This is a genomic window from Thioclava sp. NG1 (genome assembly GCF_003122275.1).
Taxonomy (GTDB): Bacteria; Pseudomonadota; Alphaproteobacteria; order Rhodobacterales; family Rhodobacteraceae; genus Thioclava; species Thioclava nitratireducens.
On record NZ_QFBB01000001.1, the window covers coordinates 370,517 to 386,379 of the forward strand.

At 64.5% G+C, this 15,863-nt stretch carries 15 protein-coding genes and 1 tRNA gene; 1 reads left to right on the forward strand and 15 read right to left on the reverse strand.

The features are described from left to right. Positions 1-113: 113 nt before the first annotated feature. From DEM26_RS01740 to DEM26_RS01805, 14 genes are all read right to left on the reverse strand, one after another. Entirely contained in the window at positions 114-2,003 is a 1,890-nt protein-coding gene (locus DEM26_RS01740) for an acyl-CoA synthetase (RefSeq protein WP_109171572.1), read from the reverse strand. 169 nt (positions 2,004-2,172) lie between these two features. Next, positions 2,173-3,954 (reverse strand): ABC transporter transmembrane domain-containing protein, encoded by a 1,782-nt coding sequence (locus DEM26_RS01745; protein WP_075774020.1) that lies wholly within the window; start codon positions 3,952-3,954, stop codon positions 2,173-2,175. A 126-nt stretch (positions 3,955-4,080) separates the two neighbouring features. After that, positions 4,081-4,162, reverse strand: a tRNA-Leu gene (locus tag DEM26_RS01750). A 51-nt stretch (positions 4,163-4,213) separates the two neighbouring features. Beyond that, entirely contained in the window at positions 4,214-4,990 is a 777-nt protein-coding gene (locus tag DEM26_RS01755; RefSeq protein WP_109171573.1) for an enoyl-CoA hydratase-related protein, read from the reverse strand. A 104-nt stretch (positions 4,991-5,094) separates the two neighbouring features. Continuing rightward, complete coding sequence (locus tag DEM26_RS01760; protein WP_109171574.1) at positions 5,095-6,270, reverse strand: acetyl-CoA C-acyltransferase; 1,176 nt, start codon at positions 6,268-6,270, stop codon at positions 5,095-5,097. A gap of 8 nt (positions 6,271-6,278) precedes the next feature. Next, on the reverse strand, positions 6,279-7,571 hold the full coding sequence (locus DEM26_RS01765; protein WP_109171575.1) for an ArgE/DapE family deacylase: 1,293 nt from the start codon (positions 7,569-7,571) through the stop codon (positions 6,279-6,281). A gap of 8 nt (positions 7,572-7,579) precedes the next feature. After that, a complete protein-coding gene (locus DEM26_RS01770; protein ID WP_233242990.1) occupies positions 7,580-8,233 on the reverse strand; it encodes a 3-oxoacid CoA-transferase subunit B in 654 nt (217 codons plus the stop codon). Next, the gene (locus DEM26_RS01775) at positions 8,220-8,912 is read right to left on the reverse strand and encodes a CoA transferase subunit A (protein ID WP_109171576.1); all 693 of its coding nucleotides are present in this window, start codon (positions 8,910-8,912) and stop codon (positions 8,220-8,222) included. Before DEM26_RS01775 ends, DEM26_RS01770 begins: the two co-directional genes overlap by 14 nt. Next, positions 8,909-10,267 (reverse strand): aminotransferase family protein, encoded by a 1,359-nt coding sequence (locus DEM26_RS01780; RefSeq protein ID WP_075774014.1) that lies wholly within the window; start codon positions 10,265-10,267, stop codon positions 8,909-8,911. The genes DEM26_RS01775 and DEM26_RS01780 overlap by 4 nt, the downstream gene beginning before the upstream one ends. Beyond that, positions 10,264-11,034, reverse strand: coding sequence for an amino acid ABC transporter ATP-binding protein (locus DEM26_RS01785; protein ID WP_075774013.1), 771 nt, complete (start codon positions 11,032-11,034; stop codon positions 10,264-10,266). Before DEM26_RS01785 ends, DEM26_RS01780 begins: the two co-directional genes overlap by 4 nt. Positions 11,035-11,050: 16 nt before the next feature. Then, a complete protein-coding gene (locus DEM26_RS01790) occupies positions 11,051-11,707 on the reverse strand; it encodes an amino acid ABC transporter permease (RefSeq protein ID WP_075774012.1) in 657 nt (218 codons plus the stop codon). Positions 11,708-11,754: 47 nt separating this feature from the next. Beyond that, on the reverse strand, positions 11,755-12,402 hold the full coding sequence (locus DEM26_RS01795; RefSeq protein ID WP_075774011.1) for an amino acid ABC transporter permease: 648 nt from the start codon (positions 12,400-12,402) through the stop codon (positions 11,755-11,757). 10 nt (positions 12,403-12,412) lie between these two features. Further along, positions 12,413-13,204 (reverse strand): creatininase family protein, encoded by a 792-nt coding sequence (locus tag DEM26_RS01800; RefSeq protein WP_075774010.1) that lies wholly within the window; start codon positions 13,202-13,204, stop codon positions 12,413-12,415. Between the two features lie 94 nt (positions 13,205-13,298). Beyond that, the gene (locus DEM26_RS01805) at positions 13,299-14,084 is read right to left on the reverse strand and encodes an ABC transporter substrate-binding protein (protein WP_075774009.1); all 786 of its coding nucleotides are present in this window, start codon (positions 14,082-14,084) and stop codon (positions 13,299-13,301) included. A gap of 155 nt (positions 14,085-14,239) precedes the next feature. Here DEM26_RS01805 and DEM26_RS01810 point away from each other — a divergent pair, with 155 nt between their 5' ends. Next, entirely contained in the window at positions 14,240-15,196 is a 957-nt protein-coding gene (locus DEM26_RS01810) for a LysR family transcriptional regulator (protein ID WP_075774008.1), read from the forward strand. Positions 15,197-15,205: 9 nt separating this feature from the next. Here the strand turns inward: DEM26_RS01810 and DEM26_RS01815 are convergent, their stop codons facing one another. Beyond that, entirely contained in the window at positions 15,206-15,790 is a 585-nt protein-coding gene (locus DEM26_RS01815; protein WP_075774007.1) for a cupin domain-containing protein, read from the reverse strand. Between the last annotated feature and the right edge of the window lie 73 nt (positions 15,791-15,863).

Sequence of the window (15,863 nt, forward strand, 5' to 3'; positions counted from 1 at the left end):
AACCTACTTGGGCCGGTCGGGGGCAATTTCGCGATGCACCGCCACGATGTCTCCATAATCGAAGCGCCGCCCCTGAGGGCGGCGCAATGGGTGGCAGCGATCTGAAGGGGCACTTACTGTGCCCAGTCCCACGGCACGGTAAACTCGCCCAGCTTATGGGCCAGCGCGTCCTGATCGCAGTCGCCAGTGGTCGCGACATGCGCCACCAGACCGCGTTTCTTGTCCTCTGTGACCGAGATCACATGCGCCTTGATGCCGGCGTTTTCCAGCTCGCCATTGAGCACCCGCATGATCGCCTTCTTGCGTAGGTCGGGCTTGAAGATCTTGCCCACCGCCGTCTTCGGCAACTCGTCCATCACCTCCAGGTATTTGGGGATCGCGGCGCGCTCGTGGATATTCGCTTTCGCGTGCTCCATCAGCTCCTCGTTGGTCACTTCCGCATCCGCCACCAACTCGACATAGGCGCAGGGCAGCTCTCCCGCGAAACTGTCCGGCTGGCCGATCGCGCCCGCGAAAGCGACGGCCGGGTGGCTCAGCAGCGCGTCCTCGATCTCTGCCGGGTCGAGATTGTGCCCGCCCCGGATGATCAGATCCTTCGCGCGGCCCGTGATCCAGAGATAGCCATCCTCGTCGATGCGGCCCAGATCGCCAGTACGCAGGAAACGCTCCTCGGCGAACAGATCGTGGTTCTTGTCCGGCTCGGTATAGGTCGAGCCCTCGAAGACGCCCGGATTGGCGACGCAGATCTCGCCGACCTCGTCACGTCCACATTCGTCGAACGTGCCGTTGCGCTTCTTGAGGATGCGCACATGGGTATAGGGCATCGGAATCCCGACGGAGCCCACCTTCTTCATCCCGTCCACCGGATTGACCGACACCAGGCAAGTCGCTTCGGTGAGGCCGTAGCCTTCCGCGATCTCGACCCCGGTCGCCGCCTTGAAGCGGTTATAAAGCTCGATCGGTAGCGGCGCAGAGCCCGAGAGCGCGGTCCGCAGCGAGGAGATATCGGCATCGACCTTGCGCTGCACCATCGCCGAGACCGCAGTGGGCACGGTGATGAGGAAGGTCACCTGCCAGCGCTCGATCAGCTTCCAGAAATTGTCGAACACCCCCTCCCCGCGATAGCCCGCAGGGGTCGGGAAAATGACATGCGCGCCTGAGGCGATGGCCGACATCAGGATCGGATAGGCCGCGAAGACATGGAACAGCGGCAGCGGGCACATCATCACGTCGTCCTGCTTGAACAGGAGCCGACCACCGAGCCAGCCATTGTAGATCATGCCGGAATATTTGTGCTGCGCGACCTTGGGCATGCCGGTGGTGCCGCCAGTGTGGAAATAGGCCGCGACGCGATCCTCGTTGGGATCGTCGAACATCAGCCTGTCACCGGGCATCTTCGCGGCTTCGCCGTTGAAGCTCATCACCTTCGCGTTGTGCTTCACCTCGGTCTTGGGACGCACGAAGGGCACGATCCAGCTTTTCGGCGGCGAGAGGTAGCGGTTGAGATCGACTTCGAGCACAGCCTCGACATTCGGCGCAAGCCGCACGGCTTCAGCCGCCTTCTGCGCCACGTCCGTCTTCGGGAACGCCTTCAGGGTGACGAGAACCTTCGCCTTGGTTTCGCGCAGGATCGCGCCGATCTGCTCGGGCTCGAGAAGCGGGTTGATCGGGTTCACGATCCCGGCCGTGGCCCCCGCAAGCAGCACCGTCGCGGTCTCCAGCGAATTCGGAAGCAGATAGGCCACTGTGTCGGTCGGCCCGACGCCCAGATGGCGCAGCAGGTTCGCGGCCTGCGTGACCTTGCCGTGCAGTTGCGACCATGTCAGCGTCTCCGCCTTGTCGGTCGGGCCGGACATGATCTGGAATGACAGGGCCGGACGATCGCCATGGGCCTTGGCGGTCTCGCTGAGAAAACCGTAAAGCGTTTCGGGGCGGTTGCGCGCCTCCCAGGGTTTCTCGGCCTCGACCGCATCACGGTCGGCAACTGTCGCGAATTTCTGCATTATTCTCCTCCCGGGGCCGCCGCGATCCTCCACTGACGGGCCACGCGCAGGATGCGGCAAAAGCGCCCGCCACGGCAAGAGTTACGCCGCCGCCAAAACGTCACGTCACGCAAAATCTGACGTGGGGAAACAAGCGTCCGGGTTCAAGGTGGAAAGGCGCGAACGCCTCTCATGCTCCTTCGGTGAATTGCAGCTTCGCCAGTTCCGCATAAAGACCACCCTCGGCCACGAGACTGTCATGCGTGCCTTGCGCGACGATCTTGCCTTCCTCGAAGACGACGATCCGATCGGCCTTTTTCACGGTGGCCAGACGGTGCGCCACGATCACCGTGGTGCGCGTCTTGGCCAGCTGATCGACCGCCGCCTGCACTTCGCGTTCCGAGGCTGCATCGAGCGCCGAGGTCGCCTCGTCCAGAAGCAGGATCGGTGCGTCGCGCAGGATCGCGCGAGCAATCGCGATACGCTGCTTCTGCCCGCCCGAAAGCATCACGCCGCGCTCGCCGACATAGGTGTCGAACCCGTCGGGTAGAGCCTCGAGGAAGTCATAGGCATGGGCCGCGCGCGCAGCCTCCTCGACCTCGCGGTCGGTCGCATCGGGTCGCCCAAAGCGAATATTGTCGCGCGCCGAAGCCGCGAAGACGACCGGATCCTGCGGCACAAGCGCGATCGCCTGCCGGAAATCATGCCGCGCCATGTCGCGCAGGTCGTAGCCGTCGATCATGACTTTGCCGGTTTCGGGATCCCAGAACCGCTGGATCAACTGCACGACGGTCGTCTTGCCCGCGCCCGAGGGCCCGACCAGCGCGACCGTCTCGCCCGGCGCGATGTCGAGATCGACATGGTCGAGCGCGGAGGCCTGCGGCCGCGACGGGTAGTGGAAGCTCACATCCTCAAACCGGATCGCGCCGGTCGCCGGCATCGGCAGCGGCACCGGATGCTCGGGGTCTTTCACCGAGTCCTCGCTTTGCAGCAGCTCCACCAGACGCTCGGTCGCGCCGGCCGCCCGCTGCAATTCGGACCAGATTTCCGACAGCGCCCCGACGGAACCCGCGACCATCACCGCGTAGATCACGAATTGCACCAGTTCGCCCACGCTCATCTCGCCCGCGCGCACGTCGCGCGCGCCGATCCAGAGCACGCCCACGACGCCGGCGAAGACAAGGAAAATCACGATCACGGTCATCACCGCCCGCGTACCGATCCGTTTCTTGGCGGAGAGGTAGGCTTTCTCGGTGACGTCGGAGAATTTCTCGCGAGTGATCGCCTCATGGGTGAAGGCCTGCACGGTCTGCGCCGCCAAAAGCGACTCCGAGGCCGAGCCCGAGGAATTCGCGATCCAGTCCTGGTTCTCGCGGCCCAGCACCCGCAGGCGGCGGCCCAGAACCACGATCGGGACCACGACCACCGGCACGACCAGCAGCACCAGCCCGGTCAGCTTGGCCGAGGTGAAGAGCAGCATGATCAACCCGCCGATCAGGATCAGCACGTTGCGCAGCGCGACCGAGACGGACGAGCCGATCACCGAGAGGATCAGCGTGGTGTCGGTGGTGATGCGCGAGATGATTTCGCCGGTCAGGATGCGCTCGAAGAAGGCGGGGCTCATCGAGATCACCCGGTCGAACACCGCCTTGCGGATATCGGCCACGACCCGTTCGCCGAAGCGCGTCACGAGGTAGTAGCGCAGCCCCGTCCCGATCGCGAGCAGACCCGCGATGACCAGCGCGGCGAAGAAATACTGATCCAGCAGCGCCGCGCCCTTCTGGAATCCGTCCACCACGCGGCGCACCGCGAGCGGCAGGATCAGCGAGATCGTGGCGGTGGCGATCAGCGCCAAGAGCGCCCCGAAGGCCAGCCCCTTGTAAGGTGCGATGAAGGGGCCGAGCCCCTTGAGCGCGCCGATCTTCTTCGTCTTGGGCCGGTCATCGGCCGGTCCCGTCGGTCTGCGAGCCATGAATTCCCCCTTGCTTGACGACGGGTTTAGGCGGCGGGGGCATTGCGGGCAAGCCTCGATTGGCAAAGCCTGCGGCACGCGCATGCCCGGACGGCCTCACGATAGCTCACATTTTCGCAGGAAGGCTACGGGCGGCCGGACTCGAACCGGCACGGGCAATGCCCAAGGGATTTTAAGTCCCGTGTGTCTACCATTCCACCACGCCCGCAGCGCGCTCTGGCTAGCGCGGGCGCGGCGGCTTGGCAAGGCCGCTGGGCGCTCAACGCCCCTCGAATTTCGGCGCGCGCTTCTCGAGGAACGCCGTCACGCCTTCGCGGAAATCGTGACTCTGACCGAGGCTACCCTGCAGCTCCGCTTCCAGTTCCAGCTGGGTCGACAGATCATTGCTGTAACCTTCGCGCAGCGAGCGCTTCACCGCGCGATAGGCCGCCGTCGGACCATTGGCCAGATGCGCCGCCCGGGTGCGCCAGTGGTGGTCGAAATCGACCTCGGCGATGGCCTCCCAGATCATGCCCCAACCGGCCGCCTGCCGCGCCGTGATCTTGTCGGCAAACAGAGCCATGCCCATTGCGCGGGCAAAGCCCACCTGACGCGGCAGCCAATAGGTGCCGCCCGCATCAGGCATCAGCCCGATCCGCGTGAAGGCCTGAATGAAGCTCGCCGCTTCCGAGGCGATCACCACATCCGCGGCCAGCGCAATATTCGCGCCCGCCCCTGCCGCAGGCCCGTTCACCGCGGAGACCACGGGCAGCGGGCTCTCGTAGATCGCTTTGAGCATCGGCTCGTACTCGTCGCGCAGCACCCGCTCCAGATCGAGCCCCGCCGCCGAGACGCCATCGCCCAGATCCTGCCCCGAGCAGAAGGCACGGCCCGCGCCGGTCAGCACGATCACCCGTGCCTCATCCTCGGCGCGTTTCACCGCCTCGAGGATTTCCGCGCGCATCTGCGCGTTAAGCGCGTTCATCACATCGGGCCGGTTGAGCGTGATCACCGCGACCTGCTCTTCGACCTCGTAACGGATAACCTTGAACACCATCTGGAAAACGCGCCTCCCTCTTTGTCGCGCGCCCACGATAACGCGGGTCACGCGAAGGGAAAGCGGAACGGGGCGTCACACGCGCAACGCCCACACCGATTTATTCAGAAGATCTCGAACAGGCCCGCAGCCCCCTGCCCGCCGCCGATGCACATCGACACGACGCCGTAGCGCGCACCGCGGCGCTTGCCTTCCAGCAGGATATGGCCCGCCATGCGCGCGCCCGACATGCCATAGGGATGGCCGATCGAGATCGCGCCGCCATTGACGTTGAGCTTATCGTCGGGAATGCCCAGCCGGTCGCGGCAATAGAGAAGCTGCGAGGCGAAGGCCTCGTTGATTTCCCAAAGGTCGATATCGTCGATGGAGAGCCCCGCACGCTCCAGCAGGCGCGGAATCGCGAAGACCGGACCGATGCCCATCTCGTCAGGCGCACAGCCCGCAACCGCCATGCCCCGGAACGCGCCCAGCGGCTCCAGCCCACGCCGCGCGGCTTCTTCGGCGGACATCACGACGCAGGCGGACGCGCCGTCGGAGAGCTGGCTCGCATTGCCTGCGGTCACGCATTTGTCGGGGCCCAGCACCGGCTTGAGCCCTTGAAGCCCCTCCAGCGTGGTCTGCGGCCGGTTGCATTCGTCGCGTTCCAGCCGCACCGACTGCTCCGAGACGTCGCCCGTGGCCTTGTCCTTCACCAGCTTCACCGCCTCGACCGGCACGATCTCGGCATCGAAGCGACCGGCCTCCTGCGCGGCGGCGGTGCGCGTCTGGCTTTGCAGCGCATAGGCATCCTGCGCCTCGCGGGTTACGCCATAGCGTTCGGCCACGACCTCCGCCGTCTCGATCATCGACATGTAATAGGCGTCGGGCACGCCGGGGCTGCGGTAGCGATAGCCGTTCCAATGCTCGTTCTGCACCAGCGAGATCGAGTCGAGCCCGCCCGCAAGCGCCACGTCCATCTCGCCCGTCATCACGCCATGAGCCGCCGCCGCGATCGCGTTGAGGCCCGAGGCGCATTGCCGGTCCAGCGTGACGCCCGCCACGGAGTCGGGCAGGCCCGACGCCTGCGCGATATGGCGCGCCACGTTGACGCCGGTGGAGCCCTGCGTGAGGGCCGAGCCGAAGATCGCATCGGCGATCTCGCCGCCCTCAAGGCCTGCACGGGAGACGGCCGCGCGCACGGCATGAGCGGCCAGCGCCGGGCCTTCGAGATTGTTGAACGCGCCGCGATAGGCCTTGCCGATGGGCGTGCGGGCGGTGGAGACGATGACAGCGTCGCGCATGGGTATCCTCAGATGGTTTCGAGCCCGCACCAGTCCGCTATGAACAGGGCGGTGCTCTGGGTGATGCGACGGATGCTTTCCAGCTCGACGCGCTCGTTGAAGCCGTGGATCGCCTCGGTGCGCGGCCCGTAGACCAGCGCGGGCGTGTCGGCATAGAGCCCGAAGAAACGGGCATCGGTGGTCGCGGTGATCGCCACGCGGTCGAGATCGCTCTCGTTGACGCTGCGATGCGCCCCTTCGAGAGCACCAATCGCAGCCGTCGCCGTGGCTGAGTGGTCGTCGGAAAGCGCATAGCCCTCGGCCATGAAGCCGTGCCAGACGATCTCGGGCAGCGAGTTCTTCAGGAAAGCGTTATTGCGCGCGGCGTCCATGATGGTCTCGGTGATCTCGGCACGCGCGGCGGCGATATCCTGACCCGGATAGATCGCGATGCGCATGTCGAAGATGCACCAGGCCGGGACGGAGGACGCCCAATCGCCTCCCTGAATCTTGCCGATATTGAGGTTGATCGGATGATGGACGTGGGCGAAATCCCCGTGCCGACAACCCGGCGCGTTCCAGCGCTCCTCCAGCCCGTGCAGCGCCTCGATCAGCGGGATTGCGGCCTCGATCGCATTGGCGCCGGTGCCAGCATAGGCCACATGTGTGGGCAGCCCCTTCAGGTGCACCTGCGCCCAGACCACGCCGAGCTGCGCGTCGACCAGCTTTTCCTCGAACGGTTCGGGGATCAGCGCGGCGTCGGCGCGGTAACCGCGCTCAAGGCAGGCCAGCGCGCCGTTGCCGGTGCACTCCTCTTCCACGACGGATTGGAAGAACACATCCGCCCCGGGGGCGAAACCCGCCTTGCGCAGCGCATCGAGCGCGAAGAGGCTCGACACCAACCCCGCCTTCATGTCCCCCGCGCCGCGCCCATAGAGCCAGCCATCGGCGACATGCGGCTCGAACGGTGGCGCGTCCCACATGTCCAGAGGCCCCGCAGGCACCACGTCGATATGGCCGTTGAGGATCAGCGAGCGCCCCTTCCGCGATTGGCTGCGATGGGTGCCCACCACATTCACCGCGTCCTCGTAATCGCCCATAACCGGCGAGAAACCCGGCATGTCGCGGATTTTCTCGACGTCGATCTGCCAGCGATCCACCTCGTAGCCGCGCTCATCGAGGGCGGCGGCCATGAAGTCCTGCGCGCTCTGCTCCTGCCCACGGGTGGAGGGGTGCGCAGTCAGCTCGGACAGAAACGCGGTCTCGTCATCGAATGCGGCGTCGACCGCCGAGAGGATGCGGGTTTTAAGCTCGGTATCCATGTCATGCCTCAGAATCTGGGAATGTCGCCTTGCGGCAGCGCAAGGGGCGCGCCGGTCGCCTCGCGGATCTCCGCCTCGGAAATGCCCGCGGCCAGTTCGACCAGCGCGAAGCCTTGATCGGTCACGTCCACCACCGCCAAGTCGGTGTAGATTCGCGCCACCCGTCCCTTCGCGGTGAGCGGCAGAGAGCAGGTCTCGAGCAGCTTCGGGTTGCCCTTGCGGTCGCAATGCGTGGTCATCACGACGACACGGCGCGCTTTCTGCGCCAGCTCGATCGCGCCGCCTGCGCCGGGGGAGAACTTGCCCGGGATCTTCCAGTTCGCCAGATCGCCGTTCTGCGCGACCTCGAAGGCACCCAGCAGCGTCAGGTCGAGCCGCCCGGAGCGCACCAGCGCGAAGCTCACCGCGCTGTCGAAAAAGGCCGAGCCGGGGATGGTCGAGACATAGGCCCCGCCCGCGTCGATCAGGTTCCGGTCGGCGCGTTCCGGCGACAGCGTGGGCCCGATCCCGGTCAGCCCGTTTTCCGAATGCAGGCAGACGGGGAAGTCGGAAGGCAGGTGGTTGACCACCTTGGTGGGCAAGCCGATGCCAAGGTTCACGACCATGCCGGGCGCGATTTCGCGCGCGGCGCGGGCCACCATGCGAGCTCTAGCGTCTGACAATGCCATACTCCTCGGAAATCGAGTCGAGTTTCACGACGTGGTCGACGAAGGCGCCGGGGCTTTCGACCGCGTCCGGATCGAGCCCGCCCAGCGGTAGCAGCTCTTCGGTCTCCGCGATCACGCGGCTCGCGGCCATCGCCATGAGCGGGTTGAAATTACGCGCGGTCGCGGCATAGGCGAGATTGCCGAAGCAATCGGCGCGCGCGGCATGGACCAGCGCCAAGTCGCCGCGCAGAGCGGACTCGACCAGCATCGGACGACCGTTCATCTCGACGATCTGCTTGCCCTGCGCCAATTCCGTATCGATGCCGATATCGGTGAGGATGGCACCGAGTCCGGCGCCTCCGGCCCGGATACGTTCGGCGAGGATGCCCTGAGCGCAGAACTCGACCTCCATCCGGCCCTCGTTCATCGCCGCGATGGCGTTGGCGTTAAGGCCGAGATGGGTGACGATCAGCTTGCGCACCTGTCCACCCGCGATCAGGTGGTCGATGCCCATGCCCGCCTCGTTGGCATCGTTCTTGACCAGAACAAGGTCGCGCTGCCCCTGACGCGCCAACTCGCGCAGGAGCGCGAAGGGGGTACCGGGCACACCGAAGCCGCCCACCAGCACCGTGGCGCCGTCGGGGATCTGCGCCACCACCTCTTCCATCGCGATGGATTTGTCGGGCAGCTTCATGCGCTGACCTCCTCGACCACCGGCAGGTCGTGATTGGCGGCAAAGGCGTCGAGCGCGTCGGTGAGGATCGCGATGATCTCGTCGATCTGCGCCTCGGTCACGATCAGCGGCGGGCATACGAGGAAATGGTCGCCCTCATAGCCGCTTCGCGTGCGACGCGAATAGATGATGAGACCGCGCTCATAAGCCAGCTCGACGAGCTCGACATGCGCGTTCCACTCTTTCGGCAGAACCTTCATCGTCTCGCGGTCCGAGACCAGTTCGAACGCCAGCAGCAGGCCCTTGCCGCGCACGTCGCCGATGAAGGGGTAGCGATCCATGAGCGCGGTCAGCCGCGCCTTGAGAACATCGCCCATCCGCGCGGCGTTGCCGATCAGATCCTGCTCTTCCATCTCGTCAAGCACCGCGAGACCCGCCGCGCAGGCCAGAGGGTTGCCCGCATAGGTGAAGCCGTGCAGGAAGCCGCCCGCGTCGAGGAGCGTCTCCACAATGTCGTGACGCGCGACCACGGCACCCAGAGGCGCGTAGCCCGCGCCGAAGCCTTTCGACATCGCGACGATATCGGGGATGATCCCCCAATGCTCGGCGGCGAGGAACTTGCCGGTGCGGCCTGCCCCGGTCATCACCTCGTCATAGATCAGCAGGATGCCGTATTCTTCGCAGATCTCGGCCACGCGGGTATAGTAGCTGTCAGGCGCCACCAGCGCACCGGTCGAAGCCCCGCCCACCGGCTCCATCAAAAAGGCGAGTACCGTCTCGGGACCCTCGGCCTCGATCTTCTCGCGCAGCATCTCGGCATATTTGATGCCGCGCTCTTCCTCGGTAAGGTTGTCGCGGTCGAGATAGCAGGTCGGTGCCGGAACCTTCGGCATCTCCGTGAACATCGGCGCGAACTTCCCGGTGAAGATCGGGCTGCCCGTGACGCCGAGCGAGCCCATCGTCGCGCCGTGGTAGGATGGCAGCCGCGAGATCACCTTGTAGCGGCTCTCCTCGCCCTGCGTGACCGCGTATTGCCGTGCGAGCTTGATCGCGGTTTCGACCGCCTCGGAGCCGCCGGACACGAAGAACACCTTGTCGAGCCCTTCCGGCATCCGCGCGGCGACCCGCGCGGCGAGATCCTCGGACGGGTGCGTGCGGAAATGCAGCCGGTAGCCGAAGGTCGAACGGTCCATCTGCGCCTTCATCTTCTCCAGCACGCGCGGGTTGGAATGGCCGATATTCGAGACCATCGCCCCCGAAGAGCCGTCGATATAGCGTTTCCCGTTCTCGTCGTAGTGGTAGATTCCCTCGGAGCGTTCGAGGAAAGGCCGCGGCTGGCGCGACTGATAGAACAGGTGAGACTTTTCAGTCGTCATTTTGCACCTTCGAGATGTTTGCGCAGGAAATTCCGGGTCCGTTCCTGGGTCGGGTTCTTGAAGACCTGCTCGGGCGGCCCCTCCTCGACCACGACGCCCTTGTCCATAAACAGCACGCGGTCGCAGACGGAGGCGGCGAAATCCATCTCGTGGGTGACGATGATCATGGTCATGTGCTCTTGGGCGAGCTTCTTCATGACCAGGTTCACCTCTTCCACCAGCTCGGGATCGAGCGCCGAGGTGGCTTCGTCGAACAGCATCAGCTTCGGCCGCATCGCCAGCGCGCGGGCGATCGCCACACGCTGCTTCTGACCGCCCGAAAGCTGCGCAGGGTAATAGTCGATCCGCTCCAGCATGCCGACGTGATCGAGCTGCTCCTCGGCGAGCTTGTCGGCCTCCTTGTCGGAGATCTTCTTGAGCAGCTTCGGCGCCATCGTGACGTTGTCCCGAACGCTCAGATGCGGGAACAGGTTGAAGTGCTGGAACACCATGCCGATGTCCTGGCGCATCTTGTTGATGTGCTTCTCGTACTGGTTATGCGGCAGGGACTTGTTCACCTGCACCCCGTCGAGCCAGACTTCGCCGCCGGTCAGCGGATCGAGATCGTTGATGGCGCGCAGCAGCGTGGATTTGCCCGAGCCCGAAGGGCCGATGATCGCGACGATCTGGCCGCGCTCCACATTGAGCGAGATATCCTTGAGCACTTCCAGCGAGCCGTAGGATTTCTGGGCGTGGCGGATCTCGACGAAGGATTTTGTCTCGGTCATGTCGATATCTCCCGGATCAGCGATAGAGGCGGTTGCGGTTCTCGAACCAGCGGATCACCGCCTCCATGCCGAGATTGATGATGTAGTAGAGAACGGCCGCAGCCGCGTAGAACTCGAAGGCGCGGTAGGTCTGGCCGATGGCGCGCTGCGCCGAGAGCGTCAGTTCCGACACCCCGATCACCGAGACCAGCGCCGAGTCTTTCAGAAGCGCGATCATATTGTTGCCGATCGGCGGCAGCACGTCGCGCACCGCCTGCGGCACCACCACCTTGACGAGCGCTTGCCTGCGCGACAGGCCCAGCGTGCGTGCGGCCTCCATCTGGCCCTTGTCCACCGCGACCATCGCAGTCTGGATCAGTTCGGAATTATAGACCGCGAAGTGGAAGCCGAGGCCGATCACGCCCGCCACGAAGGCCGGAAGGTCGATGCCGATCTGCACGAGCCCGAAATAGATCAGGAAGAGTTGCAGCAGCAGCGGCGTGCCCATGAAAAGCCAGGCGATGAAGCGCACCGGCAGGCGGATGATGGCGGGTGCATAGAGCGCGATCACCGCGAGCAGGATGCCCCCGAAGAAACTCAGCAGCGCCGAGGCGGCGGTGATGGCAATGGTCCACAGGACACCTAGCAAGAGCGTGCCGTAGAAAGGCGGGATGACGGAGAAATCGAGACCCATGGCTCACTCCTTCTCGTGCGGGCGGGAAAGGGGGGCGGATGCGCGGATCATTGGATGCGCACCCTGCGGTCGAGGAAGGCGATACCCTTGCCCACCGCCGTGATGATGACGAGGTAGAGTATCCCCGCGAGGAAGAACATCTCGAACGGCTTGTAAGTCGAACCGATGTAGCGCTGCGCGGTGTAGGTCAGCTCCACCACCGAGATCGCGGAGACCAGCGCGGTGCCCTTGATCTGAGCGTTGATGTTGACGCCGAGCGGCCGGATCATCAGGCGCAGCGCCTGCGGCAGCGTCACCTTGCGGAAGGCCTGCGCCTTCGACAGGCCCAGCGTGCGCGCGGCCTCGGTCTGCCCGCGGTCCACCGCGACGATGGCGCCCCGCATCGTCTCGGTCATGTAGGCCCCGATATTGACGCCGAGCCCGATCACACCGGCCTGAAACGCATCGAGCTGGATGCCGACCTGCGGGCCGCCGAAATACAGCAGGAACAGCTGAATCAGCGCGGGCGTGCCGCGAAAGAAGCTGACATAGGCGCCGCCTATGAAGCGCAAGAGGAAGAAGCGCGACAGCCGGAACGCTGCGCCAATTGCGCCGCAAATGAGCCCCAGCACGATGGTCAGGACCGACAGTTCGACCGTGATCACGGCGGCTTTCAGGAAGTACGGATAGACCTTGAGGATTAGTTCGATATCCACGGCATTCCCCTCAATGATGATCGCGGCGTGGCAGGATCGGCAGCGCGCGTATCTCGCGAACGAGCGCTGTCGTCTCCTCGATCGCCGCTTCCAGGAACGCCTTGCCGGTCTCGGCATCGGCGACGGTCGGATCGCCCATGGTTCCATCGGGCGAGACCGAGGACCACCAGCGCATCAGCATCGCCTTGCCGCCACCGGCCGCCAAATCCAGATTGAAGAACTTGGTGTCGGGATCGTGCAGGTTCTGGCTTTCGGCCTTGTCGAGATCGACCAGATCGGGGTGCAGATGCTTGTACATCGCAGCTTCGAATTCCCCGGCATGGGCGATGCCGCCCACTTCGGATTTGCGCAGGCCCTGAATACGGTCGCTGCACAGGTTCCAATACGATGCCGAGACGCAGATGATGCCGGTGCGGATGACCGTCTTGCGCGCCGCGAGATCGAGGATCGGGTGGTTCGACCCGTGCGAGTTCAGCAGCAGGATCCGGCGGAAGCCGTGATGCGCGAGCGACTCGGTCACATCGCAGACGAAGTTGATCAGCGTCTCCGGCTGGATCCAGATGACACCCGGAAAGTCCTTGTGGTGCTCGTTGAAGCCATAGGGGATCGCGGGCATCACGAATACTTCGTCGGGCGCGGCTTCGGCAACGCCATTGGCCACCGCCATCCCCAGAACCGTGTCCGTATCGAGCGGCATATGCGGCCCGTGATCTTCCGTCGCAGAGACATTCAGGATCACCACACGATCCTTGTCCGCGTCGCGGACCTGCTCCCAGGTCAGCTTTCCATATTCGGCGGTCATCCGTTCCGTGTCCTTTCGGGAATCCATCGAAGATTGCGGGAGGCAGGGCAGCCGTCAGAAGACGGGCTGCCCACCATTCCTTGGGACGTGCCGATCAGCGGATGTCAGCGCCGATCCACTTCATCGCGATCTTCTCGTAGGTGCCGTCTTCCATCATGGAATCGAGCGCCTTCTGCATCGCGTCTTTCAACTCGGGATTGCCCTTGCGGATCGCGATGCCAGCACCGATCGCGTCGGTCTTCAGATCGTCGAGGATGCGGTATTTGTAGTCGTTCTTCTTCATCGCGAGGATCGCCGCGATCGAGTCGTTGATGATCGCGTCGACACGACCGTTCTGAAGCTCGAGGATCAGCTCGGGCAGACCCTTGTAGGTCTTCACGTTATAGCCTTGCTGACGCGCCCACTCTTCGTGCGTTTCACCAAGGGTCACACCGACAGTCACGTCCTTCAGATCGGCAACCGACTTGATCGGGCTGTCGGGCAGGACGAAGATCGCGCGTTTCGTCGTGTAATACGGACCGACGAAATCGACGACCTTCTCGCGCTCGGGGGTGATCGACATCGAGCCGACGATGGCGTCGTACTTGTTGGCGAGCAGACCGCCGATGATCCCGTCCCACGCGGTCGTCACGATCTCGGTCTTCAGGCCCATGCGCTTGGCGATCTCCTCACCGATGGCCGGATCGAAGCCCACGACCTCGTTCGAATCGTTGATGAAGTTGAAGGGCGGGTAGGCGCCCGACATGGCGATCCGGATCACGCCCTTTTCCTTGAGGCTTTCGAGCTCGTCAGCCGCGGCGAGGCTGGGCAGCGAAATGCCGGTGGCGGCGAGCGTGCTGGCCCCGAGGAGGGTCTTGAGAACGGTTCTGCGGTTGGTCATGGATCTCTCCTGTTGGTCATGACTGCGGGCGGCCTTGTTTCCGGCGCGTCCCGCCACGGCGAGCGCCCCATCCGGAGCCTCGTTGACGGGAACGCTTGCATGGCGACCGCCATTGCGCAAATAAATAATTGAAATCTTCACTATAGATCTGAGCTATGGTCAAACCCTACGAACAACGTTTCCCCTGGCATCTCGACTGGAACCTGCTGCGGACTTTCATGGTCGTTGTGGAGCAGCGGGGCATCTCGCGTGCGGCCTATCTGCTGGGTCTGAAGCAGCCCACGATCTCGGCCGCGCTCAAGCGGCTGGAGGAACGCACCGGCCATGAGCTGATCATCCGAAAACCGAATGAATTCAAGGTCACTAGGGCGGGAAACCTGCTCTATCAGGAATGCGCGCAGATCTTCGGCGCCGTGTCGCAGATCCCCTCCCTGCTGGAGACCGGCGCAGAGGAGTTGCGGGGCCATATCGCGATCACCACGACGTCACATGTCATCTCCGATCACTACGACGCGGTGTTGCATGATTTCGCCACCGAACATCCCAAGGTGACCTTCTCGATGACCGTGGCCGAGAGCGAGGAAGTGGTGAATCGGGTGCAACAGAATCGGGCGAGCCTCGGGATTTGCCTGCTTCACAAGACACCCGAGAACCTGCGCGCACAGGTGCTCTACCGCGAATATTTCGGCCTTTTCTGCGGCAAGCGGCACCCGCTTTTCGAGCGCGAGAACATTTCGCTCGCGGAGATCGAGGGCGAGACCTCGGTGTCGTTCCAGACCGAGACCGAGGACGGCCCGCTTCACCCCGTCTCACTGCTCCGCGCGCGGGCCAAGCTCGCGCCGAGCTGGCGCGGGGTGTCGTCGAACCTTCACGAGCTGCGTCGAATGATCGTGGCAGGTGTCGGGATCGGTGCGCTGCCGCTGCATGTCGCGCATCGCGATGTCGAGGCCGGGCGGCTGCGCCAGTTGCCGCCCTATGACGGGTTGCCGATGGTGAATATCTACCTGCTCACCAACCCGCAGCGGAAGCAGTCGAGCGCGGAAACCGCATTCCTCGCGGCCTGTGATGCGATGATGGCCGAGAGCGATCTGGAAGAGCGCACCTATTATTGAGCGCGCGTCTCAGAAGGTGGGCGGTGTCGCGGCCGAGACCACCACGCAGCGCGCCTTGGCCACGTTGCGGAAACGGTGCGGCAGGCGGCTGTCGAACAGGTAGGCATCGCCCGCGCGCAGCAGCTCGGTGGTCTCGCCCACCGTCAGCAGCAACTCACCTTCGATGACAAACCCGCCCTCCTCGCCCTCGTGGGCATAGGCCTCCGCCCCGGTATCGGCGCCGGGCTCATAGGTCTCGTAAAGCAGCAGAAGGTTGGTCTGCCCCGACTTGCCCGCGCGTTTCAGCGAAAGCGCATCGAGCGCCGCGCCGCCCGAGCGGTAGATCCGGCCAGGGTTGATCTCGGTCAGCTCGGAGTGCCGGAAGACGAACTTGCCTGGCTCGGACGGCGTGTCGCTGTCGAAGAACTCCGCCAGCGTCATCTCGAGGATTTCGAGGATCTTGCGCAGCGAGGTGATCGAGGGAGAGGTCTTGTTGCGCTCGATCAGCGAGACAAGCCCGTTGGTCACGCCCGACCGCTGCGCCAGCTCGCGCTGCGACAATCCCTTGTCCTCGCGGATCGCCCGAAGCCGTCCGCCCACGTCGAATTCGCTCACCGCAAGCCTCCTGTCCTTTGCCTGTTCTAGAGTGCGGGCGGGCGGATTTCCAGCGCGCGCGCCGTCGCCCTAC

Coding starts and splice junctions, on each gene's coding strand:
- DEM26_RS01740 (WP_109171572.1), bottom strand. CDS start 2,003: ATGCAGAAATTCGCGACAGTTGCCGACCGTGATGCGGTCGAGGCCGAG.
- DEM26_RS01745 (WP_075774020.1), bottom strand. CDS start 3,954: ATGGCTCGCAGACCGACGGGACCGGCCGATGACCGGCCCAAGACGAAG.
- DEM26_RS01755 (WP_109171573.1), bottom strand. CDS start 4,990: ATGGTGTTCAAGGTTATCCGTTACGAGGTCGAAGAGCAGGTCGCGGTG.
- DEM26_RS01760 (WP_109171574.1), bottom strand. CDS start 6,270: ATGCGCGACGCTGTCATCGTCTCCACCGCCCGCACGCCCATCGGCAAG.
- DEM26_RS01765 (WP_109171575.1), bottom strand. CDS start 7,571: ATGGATACCGAGCTTAAAACCCGCATCCTCTCGGCGGTCGACGCCGCA.
- DEM26_RS01775 (WP_109171576.1), bottom strand. CDS start 8,912: ATGAAGCTGCCCGACAAATCCATCGCGATGGAAGAGGTGGTGGCGCAG.
- DEM26_RS01780 (WP_075774014.1), bottom strand. CDS start 10,267: ATGACGACTGAAAAGTCTCACCTGTTCTATCAGTCGCGCCAGCCGCGG.
- DEM26_RS01785 (WP_075774013.1), bottom strand. CDS start 11,034: ATGACCGAGACAAAATCCTTCGTCGAGATCCGCCACGCCCAGAAATCC.
- DEM26_RS01790 (WP_075774012.1), bottom strand. CDS start 11,707: ATGGGTCTCGATTTCTCCGTCATCCCGCCTTTCTACGGCACGCTCTTG.
- DEM26_RS01800 (WP_075774010.1), bottom strand. CDS start 13,204: ATGACCGCCGAATATGGAAAGCTGACCTGGGAGCAGGTCCGCGACGCG.
- DEM26_RS01805 (WP_075774009.1), bottom strand. CDS start 14,084: ATGACCAACCGCAGAACCGTTCTCAAGACCCTCCTCGGGGCCAGCACG.
- DEM26_RS01810 (WP_075774008.1), top strand. CDS start 14,240: ATGGTCAAACCCTACGAACAACGTTTCCCCTGGCATCTCGACTGGAAC.